This is a genomic window from Streptomyces sp. NPDC057694 (assembly GCF_042799415.1).
Classification (GTDB): domain Bacteria; phylum Actinomycetota; class Actinomycetes; order Streptomycetales; family Streptomycetaceae; genus Streptomyces.
This window is the reverse complement of record NZ_JBHVIX010000023.1, coordinates 12,679-28,809: the sequence shown is the minus strand read 5'-3', so window position 1 is coordinate 28,809 and position 16,131 is coordinate 12,679. Positions and strand designations below refer to the sequence as shown.

Sequence of the window (16,131 nt, the reverse complement as noted above, 5' to 3'; positions counted from 1 at the left end):
GGAGCCGCCCGCCCATATCCCGCACGTCATATCGCCGTAACCAGTGATTCAGACGCGGTTGCGACCCTCACGGAATGCAGCCCCCCGCGCCCGACTCCCCCTCGACCCCGCCGGAACCCCCCACCCCGCAAGCGCCCACCCCGGGCAGGCTCCGCCTGGCCCCCGCGCTCAGCGACCTTCCCGGCGCGCCCGAGACCGTCTCCGCGCGGAAGAATGGGCCCATGAGCCAGCCGAACGCCGCCCAGGACCAGTCCGCAGCCGAGTCCGAGCCCTCATCGGCCCCCTCGGCGTCGCACCCGCAGCCCTCCGTGGGCTCCCTAGCAGCGCACCGCCCGCACCCGGTGGCGAGCGGCGACTACGAACGGTCGGCCGCGAAGCTCGCCGGGATCGTCGCGGACATCGACGCGGACCCGGACGACTACGAGGACGGCTACGCGTCCCAGGACGGCGCGGAGCTGCCCCACGGCCGTTTCCTGGACCGGGAGCGCAGCTGGCTGGCGTTCAACGAGCGGGTCCTGGAGCTGGGCGAGGACCCGAGCACGCCCCTCCTGGAGCGGGCGAACTTCCTGGCGATCTTCGCCTCGAACCTGGACGAGTTCTTCATGGTCCGCGTGGCGGGCCTCAAGCGCCGCATCGCGACCGGCGTCGCCACCCGTTCGGCCTCCGGGCTCCAGCCCCGTGAAGTGCTCGAACTGATCTGGAACCGCTCCCGCGAGCTCATGGCCCGGCACGCCGCCTGCTACCAGGACGAGATCGCCCCGGCCCTGGCCGACGAGGGCATCCACGTCGTGCGGTGGAACGAGCTGACCGACAAGGAGCAGTCCCGGCTCTACACGCTGTTCATGCAGCAGATCTTCCCGGTGCTCACCCCCCTCGCGGTGGACCCGGCGCACCCCTTCCCGTACATCTCGGGCCTGTCCCTGAACCTCGCGGTCGTGGTCAGCAACCCGGTCTCCGGCCACCGCCACTTCGCCCGCGTGAAGGTCCCGCCGCTGCTCGCCCGCTTCCTGGAGGCGTCCCCGCAGCGCTACGTCCCCATCGAGGACGTGATCTCCGCGCCCAAGCACCTGGGCGAGCTGTTCCCCGGCATGACGATCGAGGAGCACCACATGTTCCGCGTCACGCGGAACGAGGACCTGGAGGTCGAGGAGGACGACGCCGAGAACCTCCTGAAGGCCCTGGAGAAGGAGCTCATGCGGCGCCGCTTCGGCCCGCCGGTGCGCCTGGAGGTCGAGGAGACGATCGACGCGGAGGTGCTCAGCCTCCTGGTGCGCGAGCTGAAGGTCAGCGAGGCGGAGGTCTATCCGCTGCCCGGCCCGCTCGACCTCACCGGCCTGTTCTCCATCGCGGGCATCGACCGCCCCGAGCTGAAGTACCCGAAGTTCGTCGCGGGCACCCACCGCGACCTCGCCGAGGTGGAGTCGGCGTCGGCGCCCGACATCTTCGCGGCCCTGCGCAGTCACGACGTGCTGCTCCACCACCCGTACGACTCGTTCTCCACCTCCGTCCAGGCGTTCCTGGAACAGGCCGCCGCCGACCCGGACGTGCTGGCCATCAAGCAGACGCTGTACCGGACCTCGGGCGACTCCCCGATCGTCGACGCGCTGATAGAGGCCGCGGAGGCGGGCAAGCAGGTCCTCGTCCTGGTCGAGATCAAGGCGCGCTTCGACGAGCAGGCCAACATCAAGTGGGCGCGGAAGCTGGAGGAGGCCGGCTGCCATGTCGTCTACGGCCTGGTCGGCCTCAAGACGCACTGCAAGCTCTCGCTCGTGGTCCGCCAGGAGGGCGAGTCGCTCGTCCGCTACAGCCACGTCGGCACCGGCAACTACCACCCCAAGACGGCCCGCCTCTACGAGGACCTGGGCCTGCTCACCGCGAACCAGGAGGTCGGGGCCGACCTCTCCGACCTCTTCAACCGGCTCTCCGGCTACTCGCGCCGCGAGACCTACCGCCGCCTCCTCGTCGCCCCCAAGTCCCTGCGCACGGGGCTGATCACGCGGATCGAGAAGGAGGTCCAGCACCACCGTGCGGGCCGCCCGGCGTACGTCCGCATCAAGGTCAACTCGATGGTCGACGAAGCGATCATCGACGCCCTGTACCGGGCGTCGCAGGCCGGCGTCCCGGTCGACGTGTGGGTCCGCGGCATCTGTGCCGTGCGCCCCGGCGTCACGGGCCTGTCGGAGAACATCCGGGTCCGCTCGGTACTCGGCCGCTTCCTGGAGCACTCCCGGGTCTTCGCCTTCGGCAACGCGGGCGAGCCCGAGGTGTGGATAGGCAGCGCCGACATGATGCACCGCAACCTCGACCGCCGCATCGAGGCCCTGGTCCGCGTCGAGGACCCGGCCCACCGCGCCGCCCTCAACCGGCTGCTCGAAACGGGGATGTCCGACTCCACCGCCTCCTGGCACCTGGGCCCGGACGGCAACTGGACCCGGCACGCGACCGACCCGTCGGACCCGGCCGGACGCCCCCTGCGGAACGTACAGGAGATGCTCATAGACGCCCGGAGGCGCCGGCGTGGCACAGCGACACCTTGAGTCCGGCGAGCCGTGGGGAACCGGCCCGCACCCCGGACCGGCCCATGGCCCGCGCGGCGGAGCAGCGACCGGCCCGGAGGACGGCGACGTCCTCGGGTCGTACCTCAAGGAGCAGGCGACCGAGTTCCTGCGCTCGCTGCGCCGGCACGGCGAGAGCGGCGCGGCGGTCGGCACCGCGGCGGACGCGGCCCGCACCCTGCGCCGCGCCGCCCGCCGGATCAGCGGCACCCTGCACACCTTCCGCCCACTCCTCGACCCGGAGTGGTCGGACGAGCTGCGCCCCGAGCTGGCGTGGCTGTCCGGCACGCTGGCGCAGGAGCACGCCTGCGCGGACCGGCTGATCCGGCTGACCGAGGCCCTGCACCGGCTGACGTCGGCGGTGTCCGGCCCGGCCGGCGCTCCCCTGCCCCAGCAGGCGGCCGCCGCCTCCGCCCCGGCATCCGCCACCACGCTCGCCCTCGGCGCGGCCAAGGCGGCGGCCCTGCTCGACCGCCAGCTCACCCTCGCCAGAACACGCGCCCACAGCGCCGCCCTGCAGTCCCTGGGCAGCCCCCGCTTCCACGCGGTGGCGGACCGGGTCGCCGTGCTGGCCAGCGAGGTGCCGCTGGCCGCCACCGGCATCGCGCTGCCCAAGCTCGCCGGGGAGGCCGAGTCCCGCCTCGCCGAGGCGGTCACCGCCCTGCACCACACGGGCGGCCGGCTCCCCACCCCGTACAACCCCGACTCGGACGCGCCCTGGCACCACGTACGCCTTCTGCTGCGCCTGCACCGTTACGCCCAGGAGGTACTGCCCGGCGCGGACCGGGCACCCGTTCGGCTGACCGCGGCGGCGCACGCCCTGGACACGCACCGCGACGCCGCGGAGGCCGCGGCCGCGGCGGCGCACGCGGCGCGCACCCCGCGCATCGCCCCCGCGACGGCCTACGCCCTCGGCGTGCTCCACGCCGACCAGCGCCACCAGGTGGAGGCCGCCAGGAACGCGTTCGGAAAAGCGTGGCAGCGAGAAACGGTGGGAACCCCATGACCGTGCCCGACCTGACCCTGCCCGACGACGACAACACCGTGCTGGCCGCGGGCTGCGTCCTGTGGCGCCGCTCCCTGCTCGACGACGGCCTGGAGATCTGTCTCGTCCACCGGCCGAAGTACGGGGACTGGTCGCACCCCAAGGGCAAGCTGAAGCGCGGCGAGAGCCCCCTGACGGGCGCGCTGCGCGAGGTCCGTGAGGAAACCGGCCACGACTGCGCCCCCGGCGCCGCCCTGCCCACGGTGCGCTACGTGACGGGCGGCCGCCCCAAGAAGGTCAGCTACTGGGCCGCGGAGGCCGTCTCCGGCACCTTCCTGCCGAACCGCGAGGTCGACCGCATCCTCTGGCTCCCGCCCACGGCCGCCCGCAACCGCCTCACCCAGCCCCGGGACCGCAAACTGGTCGACGCCCTCCTGGACGCTCTTCACATGACGTAACGGAGTAGCGCGTAACCGCTCCGTGACCTAACCACACCGCCTGCTTAGGTTCACCCGCCGTTCACTCATGGCCATCGGTCACTTCACCTGATCTGCCTAATTTCAGCCTTACGCGGTGCGCCCCGGCGACGGGAAACACCTCACCGCTCGACTGAAAAATCCGCAGCTTTCGCACGCCGCCGCAGATCCGACACACGGCCGGCGGCTCCTGGAAGGAACATCCGAAGGTGAAGCTTCAGCGCAAGAACCGGCTCCGCGCCCTCTCCCTCGGCGCTCTCGCCGTCTCCGGCGCCCTGGCCCTCACGGCGTGCGGCTCCGACGACACGAACAGCGGTGGCAGCGGCAGCAGCAGCGCCGCCACGTCCGGCAGCGCCAAGAACATCGAGTGCAAGGACGCCAAGGGCCAGCTCCTCGGCAACGGCTCGTCGGCTCAGGCCAACGCGATCGACGCCTGGCGCCAGACCTTCTCCCAGGCCTGCTCCGGCGTGCAGATCAACTACAAGCCCGAGGGCTCCGGCGCCGGTGTGACCGCCTTCAACCAGGGCCAGGTCGCCTTCGCCGGTTCCGACTCGGCGCTCAAGCCCGAAGAGGTCACCGCCTCGAAGAAGGTCTGCTCCGGCGGCCAGGGCATCGACCTGCCGATGGTCGGCGGCCCGATCGCGGTCGCGTACAACCTGGACGGCGTGGACAACCTCGTCCTGGACGGCCCGACGCTGGCCAAGATCTTCGACTCGAAGATCACCAAGTGGAACGACGCGGCGATCAAGAAGCTGAACCCCGACGCCAAGCTCCCCTCCACCAAGATCCAGGCGTTCCACCGCTCCGACGAGTCGGGCACCACGGACAACTTCACCAAGTACCTCAAGGCCACGGCCGCGAGCGACTGGAAGTACGAGGGCGGCAAGGCCTGGCAGGCCAAGGGCGGCCAGTCCGCGCAGGGCTCCTCCGGCCTCGCCCAGCAGGTCAAGCAGACCTCCGGTTCGATCACCTACGTCGAGCTCTCCTACGCCAAGGACGGCGTGAAGACGGTCGACATCGACACCGGCGCCTCCGCCCCGGTCAAGGCCACCACGGAGAACGCCTCCAAGGCGATCGCCGACGCCAAGGTCGTGGGCACGGGCAAGGACCTCGCCCTGGAGCTGAACTACGCCACCAAGGCCGACAACGCCTACCCGATCACCCTCGTCACCTACGAGATCGTCTGCGACAAGGGCAACAAGGCCGACACCCTGGCCGCCACCAAGTCCTTCCTGACCTACATGGCCAGCGAGCAGGGCCAGGGCGCCCTGTCGGACCTGGGCTACGCCCCGATCCCGGCCGAGATCAACGCGAAGGTCCGCGAGACCGTCGCGAGCATCAGCTGACCCCGCGTGCGGGCCGCCCGGCTCCCTGAGCCCGGGCCGGCCCGCACCGTCCGGTGCACCGCCGCCAGAAGCTCCGTCACTCCCTCATCGGGTGCGGGACTTCGCAGACCGGAGAACCCATGGACATCACCACGCAATCACCGGCGCCCCCGGCGCCCGCAGATCGCCCCACCCCCAGCCAGGCCAAGCGCGCCGCCCGCGGCGCCACCCGCCCCGGAGACCGGATCTTCCTCGGCCTCTCCCGCGGCGCGGGCATCCTGCTCCTGGTGGTCATGGCCGCGATCGCGATCTTCCTGACCTACCGTGCCGCGCTCGTCCTCCCGGACAACGAGGGCAACTTCCTCACCACGTTCGAGTGGAACGCGACGGCCGAGCCGCCCGTCTTCGGCATAGCCGTGCTGGCCTTCGGCACCGTCGTCACCTCGGTCGTCGCCATGCTGATCGCGGTCCCGGTCGCCGTCGGCATCGCGCTCTTCCTGACGCACTACGCGCCGAAGAAGCTGAGCGGCCTCATCGCCTACGTGATCGACCTGCTGGCCGCCGTGCCCTCGATCGTCTACGGCCTGTGGGGCGCCCTCTTCCTGGTACCGCACCTGGAGGGCCTGTTCGGCTGGCTCGACGACTACTTCGGCTGGACCGGCATCTTCGCCTGGGAGGGCGGCGCACCGCGCACCCTGCTCACCGTCGGCATCCTGCTCGCGATCATGATCCTGCCGATCATCACGAACGTCTCCCGCGAGGTCTTCAAGCAGGCCCCCCTGATGCACCAGGAGGCGGCCCTCGCGCTCGGCGCCACCCGCTGGGAGGTCATCCGCATGTCGGTGATCCCCTTCGGCCGCTCCGGCGTGATCTCGGCCTCGATGCTCGGCCTCGGCCGCGCGCTCGGCGAGACGATGGCCGTCGCCACGGTCCTCTCCCCCGACTTCCTGATCCACGCCAGCCTGCTCGACCCGGGCGGCGGCACCTTCGCGCAGAACATCGCCGCGAAGTTCGCCGAGGCCAACGACCAGGGCCGCGACGCCCTGATCGCCTCCGGTCTCGTCCTCTTCGTCATCACGCTGATCGTGAACGGCGCGGCCCGCATGATCATCGCCCGCCGCAAGGAGTACTCGGGGGCCAACGCATGAGCACCACCACCCCTCTCGCGAAGCGCCCCGGCCCCGGCTCGCTCAGCGCCGCCCGGCTGCCCAAGTGGTTCCCCTGGGTGATGGCCGTCGGCTCGGTCGCCGTCGGCTGCCTCATCGGACTCGTCGCCGGACTGTCCAGCCACGTCCAGTGGGGCCTGCTCGCCGCCCTGGTCTTCGTCCTCGGCACCTACGGGATCGCCACGAAGGTCGAGGGCCGGCGCCAGGCCAAGGACCGGGTCGCGACCAGCATCGTCTGGGTCTCCTTCGTCCTGGCCGTGATCCCGCTCGCCTCCCTCGTCTACGAGACGGTGAAGCGCGGCGTGAAGGTCCTCGACCCGTACTTCCTGACCCACTCGATGGGCTTCGTCACCAGCTACCAGCCCGGCGGCGGCATCTACCACGCCCTCCTCGGCACCCTGGAGCAGGTCGGCCTCGCCACCCTGATCTCGGTCCCGATCGGCCTGCTGACGGCGATCTACCTGGTGGAGTACGGGCGCGGCAAGCTCGCGAAGGCCGTCACGTTCTTCGTCGACGTCATGACGGGCATCCCCTCCATCGTGGCGGGCCTGTTCATCCTGTCCTTCTGGATCCTCATCCTGGGCTTCGGCTACTCCGGCTTCGCCGGCTCGATGGCCCTGTCCATCCTGATGATCCCGGTCGTGGTCCGCTCCACCGAGGAGATGCTCAAGCTCGTCCCGAACGAGCTGCGCGAGGCCTCCCTCGCCCTCGGCGTGCCGAAGTGGCGCACGATCCTGAAGGTCGTCCTGCCGACGTCGATCGGCGGCATCACCACCGGCGTCATGCTGGCGGTCGCCCGTATCGCGGGCGAGACGGCCCCGGTCCTCCTCCTGGTCTTCGGCAACCCGCTGATCAACGCGAACCCCTTCGACGGTCCGCAGGCGTCCCTGCCGCTCTACATCTACGACCAGTACGCCAAGAGCGGCGGCAGCCAGGCGGCGTACGACCGCGCCTGGGCCGCGGCCCTGGTGCTGATCGCCTTCATCATGATCCTCAACCTCGTGGCCCGCGGCATCGCCCGCTGGAAGGCCCCGAAGACGGGCCGCTGACGCGGCTGTATTCAGCGACTCGAACTCTCGGAAGCGAAGTAACTCTCATGGCCAAGCGAATCGACGTAAGCGGTCTCACCGCCTACTACGGATCCCACAAGGCGATCGAAGACATCTCCATGACCGTCGAGCCCCGCTCGGTGACGGCCTTCATCGGCCCCTCCGGCTGCGGCAAGTCGACGTTCCTGCGCACCCTCAACCGGATGCACGAGGTCACCCCCGGCGGCCGCGTCGAGGGCAAGGTCCTGCTCGACGACGAGGACCTGTACGCCTCCGCGGTCGACCCGGTCGCCGTGCGCCGCACGGTCGGCATGGTCTTCCAGCGCCCCAACCCCTTCCCCACCATGTCGATCTTCGACAACGTGGCGGCGGGCCTGAAGCTCAACGGCACGTACAAGAAGTCGGAGCTCGCCGACGTCGTCGAGAAGTCGCTCAAGGGCGCCAACCTCTGGAACGAGGTCAAGGACCGCCTGAACAAGCCGGGCTCGGGCCTCTCCGGCGGCCAGCAGCAGCGCCTGTGCATCGCCCGCGCCATCGCGGTCGAGCCCCAGGTCCTGCTCATGGACGAGCCCTGCTCGGCCCTCGACCCGATCTCCACCCTCGCCATCGAGGACCTGATCGGCGAGCTGAAGGAGCGCTTCACGATCGTCATCGTGACGCACAACATGCAGCAGGCGGCCCGCGTCTCGGACCGCACCGCGTTCTTCAACCTCGCGGCGGTCGGCCAGCCCGGCCGCCTCATAGAGATCGACGAGACGGAGCGCATCTTCTCCAACCCGTCGGTCCAGGCCACCGAGGACTACATCTCGGGCCGCTTCGGCTGAACCGCTCCCCGATCCCCTCGTGGCGCTGCATGGCGGTGCCGCCACGAGGAAAGAGAGAAGACCCGCCCCCGAAAGGGGGGCGGGTCTTCGATCTTGGGGGCGCGGGGAACGGCGCGAGCAACCACAGAAAAGCCGCAGTCGCGTCTGCTCATGCACCGAGCAGACGCGACTGCGGCTTTTCGTGGGCGACGCCCTGGGCAGCGATTACCCGAACGCCAACCAGACGATCCCGTAGCTCGCGGCAGCGACCAGCGCCGCGGCCGGCATCGTGATGAACCACCCGATGACGATGTTCTTGGCGACCCCCCAGCGGACAGCGTTCACCCGCTTCGTGGCCCCCACACCCATGATCGCCGAGGTGATGACATGCGTCGTGGAGATCGGCGCGTGGAACAGGAACGCCGAGCCGAACATGATCGAGGCACCGGTCGTCTCGGCGGCGAAACCCTGCGGCGGGTCCAGCTCGATGATCTTCCGGCCGAGCGTCCGCATGATGCGCCAGCCACCCGCGTACGTGCCGAGCGACAGCATCACGGCACACACGATCTTGACCCAGACCGGAATCGGGTCCTCGAACGTCTCGTGACCACCGATGACCAGCGCCATGACGACGATGCCCATGGTCTTCTGCGCGTCCTGGAGACCGTGCCCGAGCGCCATGCCGGCCGCCGAGACGGTCTGCGCGATACGGAAGCCGCGCTTGGCCTTGTGCGGGTTGGAGCGCCGGAAGAGCCACATGATGAGGGTCATCACCAGGTAACCGACGACGAGACCGATCACCGGCGAGGTGAACATCGGGATGACGATCTTGTCGAGCACCCCGGACCAGTACACGGTCGTGCCACCCGCGAGCGCGGCGCCGACCATGCCGCCGAACAGGGCGTGGGAGGACGACGAGGGAAGCCCGAAGTACCAGGTGATGAGGTTCCAGACGATCGCGCCCGCGAGAGCCGCGAAGAGGATTCCCATCCCCTTCTGCCCCTCGGGGGTCGCGATGATCCCCTCACTCACCGTCTTGGCGACTCCGCTGCCGAGGAACGCACCGGCGAGGTTCATCACCGCGGCCATGGCGAGTGCCGCACGAGGCGTCAGCGCACGGGTGGATACGGATGTGGCGATGGCGTTCGCAGAGTCGTGGAAGCCATTCGTGTACGTGAATCCGAGCGCGACGGCGATCGTCACGATCAGGGTGAAGGTGTCCATGAGCCGGCCTCAGGACTCCTTCACGGCGATGGTCTCCACCGTGTTAGCGACGTGCTCGAACGCGTCGGCGGCTTCCTCCAGCACATCCACGATCTGCTTCAGCTTGAGCACCTCGATGGCGTCGTACTTGCCGTTGAAGAGCTGGGCCAGCAGCTTGCGGTGGATCTGGTCGGCCTGGTTCTCCAGACGGTTGACCTCGATCCAGTACTCGGTGAGGTTGTCCATCGTGCGCAGATTCGGCATGGCCTCGGCGGTCAGCTCGGCCGCCCGGGCCAGGACCTCGATCTGCTGCTCGACGCCCTTGGGCAGCTCCTCGACCTGGTAGAGAACGACCAGGTCGACGGCCTCCTCCATGAAGTCCATGATGTCGTCGAGGGACGACGCGAGGTTGTAGATGTCCTCGCGGTCGAAGGGCGTGATGAACGAGGAGTTGAGTTGGTGGAAGATCGCGTGGGTGGCGTCGTCACCGGCGTGTTCGGCTGCCCGCATCCGCTCCGCGATCTCGGCCCGGGCGGAGGAGTCCGCGCCGAGCAGTTCCATCAGGAGCTTCGAGCCCGTGACGATGTTGTCCGCGGATGCGGCGAACATGTCGTAGAAGCTCGTCTCCCTGGGGGTCAGACGAAAGCGCACGTGGGGTCCTCGGGGTGCTCTGGATTGGGTCAGGCTGATGCTAGGCGCATCATCCGGCCACGGCTAACCGGCGTTCCCCCAGTGTCGCCCATCAGGCACAGTGATCAGCACGGGGTGCGGCAAATCGAGTACCATATACCCACCGGGGGTATATGTGGGTACGACAACGGGAGGTCGGACACGATGACCACGGACGCGACACAAGCACAAGCCTCGGCCGAGTCCTCGACCGAGATCGTGACCGACCACGACCGCGGCATCCACGGCTACCACCACCAGAAGGACGAGCACCTCAAGCGCCTGCGCCGGATCGAGGGCCAGATCCGCGGCCTCCAGCGGATGGTGGACGAGGACGTCTACTGCATCGACATACTCACCCAGGTCTCGGCCTCCACCAAGGCCCTGCAGTCCTTCGCGCTGCAGCTCCTGGAGGAGCATTTGCGCCACTGTGTGGCGGACGCCGCACTCAAGGGCGGCGAGGAGATCGACGCCAAGGTCGAGGAAGCCACGAAGGCGATCGCGCGACTGCTGCGCACCTGAGCGCGCGAAGCGGGCGACGGCCCGATGGCCGCCGCCCGCGTCAGTGCAGGTCGTCCGGGCGTTCGGGCAACGCCTCGGCGACCCGCAGCACCTCGTCGATCCGGTCCGCGCTGAGTCGTCCCTCGGAGACGGCGGAGGCCGCGATGATCAGCTCTCCACAGAGCTCGATCTCGGCGAGGGCGACGTAGTCCTGAACAGCCGTACCGCCCAGCGGAGCCACGTGCATCACCCCTTCCGCGGTTGCCGACTCATGGAGTCGGCTTCCTAGAGTAGGCAGCCGTTCACACCTGGCGCATGGCACGGAAGAACCATTTCCGGTCCCCGAGAGGACCCCCGAACGGACCCCGCCGCGCCCACCGGCGCATGCCGGGCGCACTACTGCTCGGCGACCTTCCCCGCGAAGATGTCCTTCTTGTCCGGAAGCTCGATCTTCGCCGGCTTCCCGAACCCGTAGAGCAGCGTCGTCGACGCGACGTCCACGTCCTTCTTCGGCCGACCGGCCGCCTGCTGCTCCGCGAAGCTGAAGCGGTGCGTGATCTTCCGGATCAGTCCGTCGTCGTCCAGGTACACGTCGAAGGGGACCGGTGAGGTGCCGAACCCTTTCACCGCGGCGCCCAGCGCCTTCCGGTTCCCCGCGGACGCGGCCCGCGCGGCGGCGGCCAGATCGATGCGCCCCTTGTAGTGCCGGGTCGGCACACCGGCGACATCGCTCTCCCCCACGTACGTCACCTCCCGCGCGCCGCGCAGCAGTTCGGCGGCGGCGAGCGGATCGGTGGCGCCGCCGGTGACGAGGTTGCCGTCGTTCAGGGACGCGGTGTCGAGCCGTACCCACTTGTCGGCGGGCACGCCCGCACCCCGGTTCTTCATGTAGAGGGCGCCGGGCGCGAGGAGTTCGGTGATGGGCCGGTGCTCCTGCGCGCCGGCCGCGTCCTGCGGCAGCCGCACCCGGAGCTGCCCGAGCCCCGCCCGGTAGTCGTACACACCCTCGCCCCAGATGGTGACCCGGGTGCCGCCGCTGGCCATCTGCATCGACGTCCGCGCCCGGGAACCGCCCTCGCGGACCAGCCGGTCGGGGGCGTCCCGCACGGCCTCGGCCGGATCGGTACCGCGGTCCCCGGCCCGGGCGCCGCCACCGCACCCGGCCACCCCCGCCACGACGCCCGCCAGGGCAACGGCCACCACCGCGGCTCTGCGTGCCGAACTCATCGGGTTCGCCGGGCCTGTCGAGCGCCCGTCCTGCTGCACCACCATCGCTTGTCTACCCCCAAGCCTGTCTGTGCGTCGTGCGGCCCCTCTGTCGTTCCGGTTAACGACGAGTAGGGTCACCCGTCACGCGAACGGGGGGTTTACAGAAGGGTTCACACAACCCCGCTACGGTGGCGCCGTGGATCGGCGAGAGCAGGACCAGCGGCAGACGGACCACGCCACGACGGTCGCGGAACAGGGCAGATTCTGCTTCGCCCGCTGTACGTGCGGCTGGCGCGGACCGGCCAGGAGAGCGCGCAGCAGGGCCCGTACGGACGCACAGGAACACCTCGACGCCGCCTGACGGCCACAACGGGGTACAGGGAACCCACGGCTCCCGCTTCACGTCTCGTACCCCGGGGGCTACGGGAGGCGGAACGGGCATGGGCACTGGCATCGAACGGCGTACGTTCATAGCGGCTTCGGCGGCCGCACTCACGACGACGGCGGTCTCGGCCTGCTCCTCGTCGAGCGGCGAAGCACCGGCGGCGTCGACCTCGTCGTCCTCCTCCCGGGCCCACTTGACCGGTAAGAGCGCCTCCGCGCAGTCGACGGCCGCGGCGAACCTGGACGCGCTCGCCAAGGACCTCGACGGCTCCCTGGTCCGGCCGGGCCAGGCGCAGTGGGCGGCGGCCCGCCAGCTGTACAACACCCGCTTCGACGGCCTGAAACCGACGGCGGTCGCCTATGTCGCGGGCCCCGACGACCTCCGTACGACGCTGGCGTACGCCCGGGCCCGCAAGGTCCCGGTGGCGATACGCAACGGCGGGCACAGTTACGCGGGCTGGTCCTCCGGCGACGGCCGGCTGATCCTCGACGTGTCCCGCATGAAGTCGGTCCGCGCCTCGGGCGGCGAGGCGGTGATCGGCGCCGGTGCGAAACTCATCGACGTCTACCGGGCGCTGGCGGCCAAGGGCGTCACGATCCCGGCGGGCTCCTGCCCCACGGTCGGCGTCTCGGGCCTGGCGCTCGGCGGCGGCCACGGTGTCGTCTCCCGGGCCTACGGCCTGACCTGCGACAGCCTCACCGGCGCCACCCTGATCACGGCGGACGGCAAGGAACTCACCGCCGACTCCCGTACCAACAAAGACTTGTTCTGGGCGCTGCGCGGTGCGGGCAACGGCCAGTTCGGCGTCGTCACCGAGCTGCGCTTCAAGACCCACCCGGCCCCGCAGGCCGTCTCGGCGTACATGTCCTGGCCCTGGTCGAAGGCGGCGACGGTCCTCAAGGCGTGGCAGAAGTGGGGTCCCGACCAGCCGGACGAGATCTGGTCGTCGCTGCACGTGGCGAACGCGGCCGGGGGCACCCCCACCATCTCCGTCTCGGCGTTCTCGCTGGGCACCTACACCGAACTGCAGAACGCGGTGGACCGGCTCGCCGACGGCCCCGGCGGCCCCGGCTCGGCCACCTCGGTCTCCCTGAAGCGCCACTCCTACGAGGAGGCCATGGAGATCTACGCGGGCTGCTCCGGCTTCTCCTCCGACGCCCAGTGCCATCTGCCGGGCGCCACCCCCGGCCGCTCCGCGCAGGGCGCGCTGCAACGCGAGACGTACGCGGCGCACTCGGACTTCTTCGACCGGAACCTGTCGGACGCGGGCGTGACCACGCTGCTGCGACAGCTGTCGTCGGTCGCGTCGGGGGCCGGCTCGGTCGCCCTCACGGCGCTCGGCGGCGCGGTCAACCGGGTGGACCCGACGGCGACGGCGTTCGTCCACCGCCGCTCGCGGATGCTCGCGCAGTACATCGTGAGCTGGCGCGCGGGCACGTCCGGCACGGCGGCCCGGGACTGGCTGAGAAAAGCACACACCGCGATGGCCCCGTACGCGTCCGGCGCCGCCTACCAGAACTACACGGACTCGACGCTGACGAACTGGAAGAAGTCCTACTACGGCGACGCGGCCCCCCGCCTGACCAAGCTGAAGAAGCAGTACGACCCCACGGGCTTCTTCACGTTCCCGCAGTCCCTGTAAAGCGCACGGTCAGTGGCGCCCCGTCAGGGGCGCGGGGCTGTGCCCGTCAGCGGCTCCGCCGCGAAACAGCGCCCCGTCAGGGGCGCGGGGAACTGCGCGACCAGCCACGACGAACCCGCGGCCGGGGACACCACGGAACCTAGGCGGCGAGATCCCGCTCTTCAGGATCCTCCGAGGCCCCCCGGGCCTCAGGAATCTCCACAGCGGCCGGCGCAGCAGAAGGCGCCCACACCAGCCAGGACACCCGCCCGGCCCGCCCAACGGCCCGCGCAATCGGCGTGATCAGGGCGGAGGCGAGCGGCGACAGCAGCAGAGCCACGGCCGTGCCGAGGGCGAACCCCCCGATCACGTCGGTCGGATAGTGCACCCCCATGAAGACCCGGCAGAACCCTTCGAGCACGGCAAGCCCGATCGCGACGAACCCGAGTCTGCGATGGGCGACGAAGACGGCGGCCCCCATGGCCATGGCCAGCGTGGCGTGGTCGCTGACGAACGAGAAGTCGGTCTTCCCGTCCACCAGCACGGTCAGCCCCTCATGGTCCCGGAACGGCCGCGGCCGCTCGACGAAGCCCCGGATCGGCACATTGACCAGAACGGCGACGGCGGCGGCGAGCGGCGCCCACACGACGGCGGCGACCGACGAGGCGGCGTCGTCGAGGGTCTCCCGCCTGCGCGCCCCCCACCAGGTCCAGAGCACGACGAGGACGAGCCCGAGCAGAATCCCGTACTCGCCGACGAACTCCATCGTGCGGTCGAACCAGCCGGGCGCGTCCGCCGCCAGCCCGTTGATGTCGTAGAGCAGCGTGACGTCAGGGTTCGACCCGGAAGTCTCGAGTGCTGCGAGTGCCTCGAGTCCAGCCATAGCTCAGCGGCCCCTTCATCGTCTGCGTACTACCCGTGTCGGCCACCCCCGTGGACTTCAATCGGTTCAGAAAGAGGAACGCACACCGTCGCTCACTACGTTCCACGTTCCACCGAATGATCACGCAGACGTTATCGAAGAGAGACACGAACCCGCAGCTCAGAGCCTGGGGTTAACGCAGAGTTTTGGCCACGTCACACTTCCGGCGACGCACTGGGCACCGCTTTCGCGCCATCCACCGTTACCCGCGTCGCACCGAAGTAATCAGGCGTGTCGACCGGGTCGAACCGGATCACGGCTCCCGGCCGCGGCGCGTCGATCATGTACCCGCCTCCGACGTAGATCCCGACGTGCCGGATCGCGCGGCTGTTGGTGAGGTCGTCGGAGAAGAAGACCAGGTCACCGGGGAGCAGCTCGTCCCGCTTCGGATGCGGCCCGGCGTTGTACTGGTCGTTGGCGACGCGCGGCAGATCGATCCCCACGGTGTCGTACGCGGCCCGGGTCAGCCCCGAGCAGTCGAACCGCCCGCCCTGGTCGGCCGTCCCGTTCCCGCCCCACAGGTACTCCGTGCCGAGCTTCTTCTGCGCGTAGGTGATGGCGGCCGCGGCCTGCTGCGAGGGCTGCACCCGCCCGACGGGCTTGGCGAAGCTCTGCTCCAGGGTCGTGATGGTCTTCACGTAGTTCTGGGTCTCGGTGTAGGGCGGCACGCCCTTGTACTTGATGACGGCGTAGGCGCCGGCGTTGTACGAGGCGAGCATGTTCTTCGTGACGTCGCCCGGTACGTCCTTCACGTACGAGGCGAGCTCGCAGTCGTACGAGGCGGCGGACGGGATGGCGTCGTTCGGGTCCCAGATGTCCTTGTCCCCGTCCCCGTCCCCGTCGACCCCGTGGGAGGCCCAGGTCCCCTCGATGAACTGCGCGATGCCGTACGCCTTCGCCGGCGACTTGGCGTTCGGGTTGAACCCGCTCTCCTGGTAGAGCTGGGCCGCGAGCAGCGCGGGATTGATGGCCGGGCAGAGATTGCCCCACTTCTGGACCAGCGACTGGTAGGCGGCCGGCACGGCGCCCTTGGCGAGCCCGACGGCCCCCTGCCCCACCCCGTTCGTGAGGTTTCCGGCCACCATGTACGTCCCCACGACGAGCAGGGTCACGAACCCGGTCCCTCCGGCGACCCCCGCGCCCGCGACGATCCACGCCTTACGCACCGTCAACCGCCCTTCGCCGCACGGGAGTCCACCGAGGCCACAGTGTAGGCAGGGAAGCCTCCCCCGCACCGGCCTCCGCGAACCGGTGGTGCGTCA

At 69.9% G+C, this 16,131-nt stretch carries 16 protein-coding genes; 10 read left to right on the top strand and 6 right to left on the bottom strand.

Going from position 1 to position 16,131, the window contains the following annotated elements; all coding sequences use genetic code 11:
• Window positions 1-74 precede the first annotated feature (74 nt).
• The 7 genes from ACFVDP_RS34330 to pstB all read left to right on the top strand — a co-directional run bounded on the left by ACFVDP_RS34330 (window position 75) and on the right by pstB (window position 8,380).
• Complete coding sequence (locus tag ACFVDP_RS34330) at window positions 75-2,537, top strand: RNA degradosome polyphosphate kinase (protein ID WP_383498326.1); 2,463 nt, start codon at window positions 75-77, stop codon at window positions 2,535-2,537.
• Window positions 2,518-3,561 carry a CHAD domain-containing protein gene (locus ACFVDP_RS34325; RefSeq protein WP_383498324.1) on the top strand — a complete coding sequence of 348 codons (1,044 nt, stop codon included), beginning with the start codon at window positions 2,518-2,520 and terminating at the stop codon, window positions 3,559-3,561. The genes ACFVDP_RS34330 and ACFVDP_RS34325 overlap by 20 nt, the downstream gene beginning before the upstream one ends.
• Entirely contained in the window at window positions 3,558-3,998 is a 441-nt protein-coding gene (locus ACFVDP_RS34320) for an NUDIX hydrolase (RefSeq protein WP_383498322.1), read from the top strand. The genes ACFVDP_RS34325 and ACFVDP_RS34320 overlap by 4 nt, the downstream gene beginning before the upstream one ends.
• 227 nt (window positions 3,999-4,225) lie before the next feature.
• Window positions 4,226-5,362 carry a phosphate ABC transporter substrate-binding protein PstS gene (pstS, locus tag ACFVDP_RS34315; protein WP_383498320.1) on the top strand — a complete coding sequence of 379 codons (1,137 nt, stop codon included), beginning with the start codon at window positions 4,226-4,228 and terminating at the stop codon, window positions 5,360-5,362.
• Window positions 5,363-5,481: 119 nt separating this feature from the next.
• Window positions 5,482-6,489 carry a phosphate ABC transporter permease subunit PstC gene (pstC, locus tag ACFVDP_RS34310; RefSeq protein ID WP_383498318.1) on the top strand — a complete coding sequence of 336 codons (1,008 nt, stop codon included), beginning with the start codon at window positions 5,482-5,484 and terminating at the stop codon, window positions 6,487-6,489.
• Complete coding sequence (gene pstA, locus ACFVDP_RS34305) at window positions 6,486-7,556, top strand: phosphate ABC transporter permease PstA (RefSeq protein ID WP_383498316.1); 1,071 nt, start codon at window positions 6,486-6,488, stop codon at window positions 7,554-7,556. The genes pstC and pstA overlap by 4 nt, the downstream gene beginning before the upstream one ends.
• A gap of 47 nt (window positions 7,557-7,603) precedes the next feature.
• Complete coding sequence (gene pstB, locus ACFVDP_RS34300) at window positions 7,604-8,380, top strand: phosphate ABC transporter ATP-binding protein PstB (RefSeq protein ID WP_383498314.1); 777 nt, start codon at window positions 7,604-7,606, stop codon at window positions 8,378-8,380.
• Window positions 8,381-8,584: 204 nt separating this feature from the next.
• On the opposite strand, the gene ACFVDP_RS34295 is transcribed toward pstB, so the two are convergent.
• Together ACFVDP_RS34295 and ACFVDP_RS34290 are read right to left on the bottom strand one after the other, a co-directional pair.
• The gene (locus ACFVDP_RS34295; protein WP_383498312.1) at window positions 8,585-9,583 is read right to left on the bottom strand and encodes an anion permease; all 999 of its coding nucleotides are present in this window, start codon (window positions 9,581-9,583) and stop codon (window positions 8,585-8,587) included.
• Between the two features lie 9 nt (window positions 9,584-9,592).
• Entirely contained in the window at window positions 9,593-10,213 is a 621-nt protein-coding gene (locus tag ACFVDP_RS34290; RefSeq protein ID WP_376260722.1) for a DUF47 domain-containing protein, read from the bottom strand.
• 183 nt (window positions 10,214-10,396) lie between these two features.
• Here ACFVDP_RS34290 and ACFVDP_RS34285 point away from each other — a divergent pair, with 183 nt between their 5' ends.
• Entirely contained in the window at window positions 10,397-10,753 is a 357-nt protein-coding gene (locus tag ACFVDP_RS34285) for a metal-sensitive transcriptional regulator (RefSeq protein WP_383498310.1), read from the top strand.
• Between the two features lie 40 nt (window positions 10,754-10,793).
• Here ACFVDP_RS34285 and ACFVDP_RS34280 read toward each other — a convergent pair whose 3' ends face one another.
• Window positions 10,794-10,979, bottom strand: a complete 186-nt coding sequence (locus tag ACFVDP_RS34280) for a hypothetical protein (protein ID WP_383498308.1) — start codon at window positions 10,977-10,979, stop codon at window positions 10,794-10,796.
• 149 nt (window positions 10,980-11,128) lie between these two features.
• Window positions 11,129-12,004: a hypothetical protein gene (locus ACFVDP_RS34275; protein ID WP_383498306.1), complete on the bottom strand. Its 876-nt coding sequence runs from the start codon at window positions 12,002-12,004 to the stop codon at window positions 11,129-11,131.
• A gap of 133 nt (window positions 12,005-12,137) precedes the next feature.
• On the opposite strand from ACFVDP_RS34275, the gene ACFVDP_RS34270 reads away from it, so the two are divergent.
• Both ACFVDP_RS34270 and ACFVDP_RS34265 read left to right on the top strand, forming a co-directional pair.
• Complete coding sequence (locus ACFVDP_RS34270; protein ID WP_383498304.1) at window positions 12,138-12,302, top strand: hypothetical protein; 165 nt, start codon at window positions 12,138-12,140, stop codon at window positions 12,300-12,302.
• A gap of 79 nt (window positions 12,303-12,381) precedes the next feature.
• Entirely contained in the window at window positions 12,382-13,968 is a 1,587-nt protein-coding gene (locus ACFVDP_RS34265) for an FAD-binding oxidoreductase (RefSeq protein ID WP_383498302.1), read from the top strand.
• Window positions 13,969-14,107: 139 nt separating this feature from the next.
• Here ACFVDP_RS34265 and ACFVDP_RS34260 read toward each other — a convergent pair whose 3' ends face one another.
• Window positions 14,108-14,830, bottom strand: coding sequence for a phosphatase PAP2 family protein (locus ACFVDP_RS34260; protein WP_383498300.1), 723 nt, complete (start codon window positions 14,828-14,830; stop codon window positions 14,108-14,110).
• A 194-nt stretch (window positions 14,831-15,024) separates the two neighbouring features.
• The gene (locus ACFVDP_RS34255; RefSeq protein ID WP_383498298.1) at window positions 15,025-16,035 is read right to left on the bottom strand and encodes an NlpC/P60 family protein; all 1,011 of its coding nucleotides are present in this window, start codon (window positions 16,033-16,035) and stop codon (window positions 15,025-15,027) included.
• Window positions 16,036-16,131 lie beyond the last annotated feature (96 nt).